The following is a 5,043-nucleotide window of genomic DNA, read 5'->3' as shown; positions in this document are numbered from 1 at the left end:
AGGAGTTAAGAATAACTGGTGTGCCGAAAAACTGGGATGGAGTTTGGGCATTTACTCAGAAGTGAGGAGTGGGGGAGTGGGGGAGATGGGGAGATGGGGAGATGGGGAGATGGGGAGATGGGGAGTGGGGGAGTGGGGGAGATGGGGAGATTGAAGTGTGGATAGGATTATAAACATATACTGTATAACCAGTTTCAGGCATTTTTGCTACATATTCTCAAAAGTAGGGAGTAGGATGATTTTAATAGTTTTGTGGAATGGGCATCTTGCCCGTTCCCGTTCCCGTTCCTGATATTTTCACCAAGAGAAGAAAAAATTTTCCTTTGAGTCAATTCTCTTCTTTTCAAGCATAGGTAATTGTTAATTGTTGAATTCTCCCCTACTCCCTCACAATGCGAAAATGTAGTAAACATTTATCAAGCTTGGTATTAGGGCTAAAGCCCAACTACAAACAAAAACCAAGAATGTTCAATGAAATTAACTTTATTCTTCCTAAATTTATGATTTTTCGATTCCTACATTCTTCAATTGGATTTTTATTATGTTGTTTATTGATTTTTATCAGTGGTTGTCGCCCAATTTTATTAAATTCACAGATTAATAATAATTCAAAATTAGTTTTAGTTCTTCCTAGTGCGCCACCTACTTTTAACTACCCAATATCTCGTTCTCCTTATGGAATTTTTAAGTTTATTTATGAAGGATTACTATCAGAAAATGGTCTAACTGGTGAGTTACAACCAGCATTAGCAGAATCTTGGATTTTGTCTGAAGATAAAAGACGAATTATCTTTACATTACGCTCGGGATTAAAATGGTCTGATGGCGAACCTCTAACTGCTGATGATGTTGTCTTTACCTATCAAGATATTTATCTAAATAAAAAAATTCCTACTGTTTATAGAGACTTTTTAAGAATTGGTAGTAATGGTGCTTTTCCCTCTGTCAAAAAACTCGATCAACAAAGAGTTGAATTTATCTTGCCTGAACCATTTGCCCCATTTCTCAGATATGTAGAGAAATTGAAAGTTTTACCAGCTCATGTTTTGCAAGATACTGTTTTATCAAGTGATGCTGATGGTAAACCCCTATTTTTATCAACCTGGAATACAAACACAGACCCACAAAAAATTATTAGTAATAGTGCATTTAAACTTTCAGGTTACATACCTTCTCAAAGAATTATTTTACAAAAAAATACTTTTTATTGGCGTTCCGATGACATGGGTAATTCACTTCCTTATATCGATGAAATTATTATCCAAATTATTCCTTCCACCGATAATCAATTGCTCAGATTTCGTTCTGGAGAACTAGATACTCTACCAGTAAATGCCGAAGCATTTCAATTACTGAAACGAGAAGAAAAACGAGGAAAATATCAGATTTATAATGGTGGTCCTCAATTTGGCTATCAGTTTGTTGGTTTTAATCTTAATCAAGCTAAAAATTCAGAAGGCAAACCTTTTTTAAATCCTATTAAGTCTGATTGGTTTAATAATTTGGCATTTCGTCAAGCAGTTGCTTATGCTATTGACCGTGAACAGATAAATAATAATATTTATCGGGGTTTAGGAGCAATACAACATTCTGCTCTGGGGGTGCAAAGTCCTTATTATTTATCTCCAGAAGCAGGATTAAAGGTCTATAATTATAATCTTGAAAAAGCCAGAAGTTTATTGTTAGATGCTGGTTTTAAATATAATAATGCCAATGAATTATTAGACAAGGATGGTAATCGAGTAGAATTTACAATTTTAGTAAAATCTGAAGACAAACTCAGGATAGATACAGCAGTTCAAGTCAAAGAAGATTTAAGCACAATTGGGATTCAAGCTAATTTACAAGTACTCAATTTCAATACTGTTTTAGAAAAGCTATTACTTCGTAGAGATTGGGAATGTTATGTTGGAGCTTTTGGTGTTCCTGGTGCAGATTTTGAGCCAAATTTACTCTCTTTATTTTGGTTAAGTAAAGGTTCATTTCATCAATTTAATCTTGGTGCTAAACCTGGAGAAACACCACTGCAAAATTGGCAAGTTTCTAGTTGGGAACAAGAAATTGACCGTTTATTTACTGCTGGATATCAGACTATAGATGAAAATAAACGTCGAGAAATTTATGGTCAGTTTCAGCAAATTGTTGCGGAACAGTTGCCTATATTTTTTTTAGTAAATCCTCTTTCATTGCAAGCAGTTCGCGATCGCGTAGATAATTTAAAATTCTCTGCTATTGGTGGAGCTTTTTGGAATATTGATGAATTGAAAGTTGCTGAAAAATAAATCTATAGCAGGGAATAGGGAATAGGGAACAGGGAGTTTCGACTTAGTTAACAATTTGCGCAATTTAGCGATATAATACCCTCGTTCTCATACGCAAGTAGTAAGAGGGTGAAATTCGTATCTTCTGCACTAATCGCTGCTTAAGCATTTCTGGCAGTTTATCTATAACAGACATAGACCTCTCGAGAAATCCAGCTCCCTACTAGGAAGGGTGTAGTAATGGTTTGAGGACTTTTTTAGTTATGTTAATTGACAAAGACTTAAATGTAAGTATAGAGTGTAGAAATGCGGTTGGCTTGACCGTTAATGCCTGTGGATGAGTAACCGCCGACGGCCTCACAAGAAGCAGGAAGTAAACATTAATTTGTCACTTCTTGTGACGCTTTATATCAGTTTTATGAAGCAGTAGTTGGAAAAATATTTTCTAGTCTAAGATTTGTCATTAGTCTATATCCCAACCAATGCTTTCTTAGCTAGAATATTATATCTGGTTAAATACTTATAGAACCCATTTGGTATCTGTTTAACTAATGCTAGTCTTTTAAGCATTTAAATTCACCAAGTGGTTTAAGCATTACCACTTTTTAAGTATAATTATTTATCGTTTACAGCGCTTTTCGCTCTTGATGAACCACATCGTCATAACCAAAACCCTGTAGGGACGTTGCATGCAATGTCCCTACTGTGGTCTACTGAAATGAAAACCGCTGTAATTGAGATGCACCCTTTGTAACTGATATGAGCTGAACAGACATAGACCACCAAGCAATATGGGTAAACTGAGCGCATTCAAACCAGGTCAAAGTAAAGACTAAATAGGCGATCGCTACTACCAACATTTTCTGGTTTGACGATCTAACAAAGAGAAAAATATAGTATCCCCACAATGCCAGATAAGATAACATCCCCAGTATACCAACAGATAAAGTAGTATCCAGAATTAAATTATGAGCTTTATAAGTAGGCAACGGCAAAGTACGCAGTGTTCCATTTTTAGCAACTATATCGTAACTGACATTACCCAAGCGAACTACATTTGGCGTGTTTTTTTTCGATAGTATATGGGGATAAGCAATACCGAAACCATTGAAACCCCAACCAAATAAAGGGCGTTTGCTAATGCCACGAGTTGCTAGCTGCCACAGATGTATTCTGTCTGAAGTTATTTGTTTGATGAAAGATAAACCGGAAATTTGTCTGGTAGTAGAAGTGAAACCAATAACCAGTAAAAAAACTAAAACGATAGGGATTAATTGTTGGTAATATTTCCTGCCACACAAGTATAAAATTCCTACTATGACAGCAAAAAGAGCCATTCGAGTATTAGCAAACAGTAGCGCAACAGTTATCGGAATTATTATCGCCACAGTTGTCTTCAACGATACCCATCTAAGTTGTCTGCTAGCAAAAGCCATAATTCCAATTGCTGCCAACACAAATGCTGCATGACCGCGATGAGAGTAGAAACCAATAGGTTGATGATTCTGAAAAATAGTGCTAACTAGGATGTTATTTCGCAATAGTTGTCCGGTTGTTGCAGTATAGTCAATACGCCAGTCGATAAGTTGGGGAAAGATGCTGAAAGCGAGAATAATACCACCAATGAGAAAACCGTATAGTTGAGCTATCAGTAATTGTGGGTATCGTCTTAAAACAAGAGTATTGCTGAGAGTGAAAGTAGCAATGAGCAACCAGTAGAGCAAACCATCTCCCATCTGGTCTTGACCTAAGAGAGAACGGAGGGGAAACGGACTGAGAATAGTAGAAATTAATCCGATCAGCAGAAATATTTCCCAGAGGAGTTTGGCAGTAAACCAACTTTTGGGAATTTGTAGAGTTTCCCAATTTTTCCAGAGTAGGTAGAGATTAAAGATGACGATGATAGCAAGTGCAAAACATTTTGGCTGAGTCCAGATTTCTCCCCGACTGCTTCCCCAAGGATTTATGATAATGATGCTGAGGGTAAATAGTATGGTGTAGATTATTTTCGTCATGGCAATAGTAGTGGAATATGTAGGTTGGGTTCAGCGGCAGCGTAACCCAACACATTTAACCAGAGGTAATTATCAATTAATGAATCCTACTTCCGATTCCTCAAACCGATAATTTTCCACACTCCAAAAGCACACAATACTATTAAACCCCAAATCGAACTTGATTCTGGGGTTTTCTTTGGCGTTTCTTCTTCAGTTACTATAGGACGCATTTTCAAACTGCCTACATTTTTATCGAACGCTAATTGGATTGGAAAATATGTTTCTACTGTATCGCCGATGAAATAATCAATATCAGTAACTTTAAATCTGGAAACACCTGCACCCAGTAAGGATACAAAATCTACTCTATCTCCTGGACTAAACTCTCCCAAAATCATATCGTCAACTATGACCGTAAACAAATCGTCTTCACCCACAGGAAAATCTAGAATTTCCGTAAACAGAGTGTTATCGGTAGCAACAAATTCAAATCCCTTCTCTATGGGAGGGTCATACCAGCGACAACCAGGAACGTTAGAGAAGGTTTGCCAACCATCAGAGTCGATGCTACTGGGGAGTATGGGGTTTTGTTGGGTACGACCTGGTGTATCTTCTACCTCACCGCCGTCCTCGTTACCAACGATAACGCCTCCACCACCGCTACCACCAACAATGATACCTCCACCACCACTACCGCCGACTGTAACACTGCTACTGTTATTTTCTTGACTGCCAGTATTTAGTGGGAAATCTTCAGCATCATAGACATTGACATAAAGTTCGTA

Annotated in this window: 3 protein-coding genes; 1 reads left to right on the top strand and 2 read right to left on the bottom strand. The window is 37.2% G+C overall.

What is annotated here, in order from left to right:
- The first annotated feature begins 500 nt into the window (after window positions 1-500).
- Window positions 501-2,282, top strand: a complete 1,782-nt coding sequence (locus tag AC3DU7_RS24875; protein ID WP_488041977.1) for an ABC transporter substrate-binding protein — start codon at window positions 501-503, stop codon at window positions 2,280-2,282.
- Between the two features lie 689 nt (window positions 2,283-2,971).
- Here AC3DU7_RS24875 and AC3DU7_RS24870 read toward each other — a convergent pair.
- Window positions 2,972-4,276 (bottom strand): O-antigen ligase family protein, encoded by a 1,305-nt coding sequence (locus AC3DU7_RS24870; RefSeq protein WP_488041976.1) that lies wholly within the window; start codon window positions 4,274-4,276, stop codon window positions 2,972-2,974.
- An 86-nt stretch (window positions 4,277-4,362) separates the two neighbouring features.
- The coding region (locus tag AC3DU7_RS24865; RefSeq protein ID WP_488041975.1) for a hypothetical protein at window positions 4,363-5,043 on the bottom strand (681 nt) is incomplete at its 5' end.

This window comes from Okeania sp., assembly GCF_983059655.1.
Note: the sequence above shows the minus strand (reverse complement) of the source record. Positions and strands in the feature narration are given on the sequence as shown.

What these genes read in the sequence shown, in the direction of transcription:
- AC3DU7_RS24875 (WP_488041977.1), top strand. Translation starts at nt 501, where the DNA reads ATGATTTTTCGATTCCTACATTCTTCAATTGGATTTTTATTATGTTGT.
- AC3DU7_RS24870 (WP_488041976.1), bottom strand. Translation starts at nt 4,276, where the DNA reads ATGACGAAAATAATCTACACCATACTATTTACCCTCAGCATCATTATC.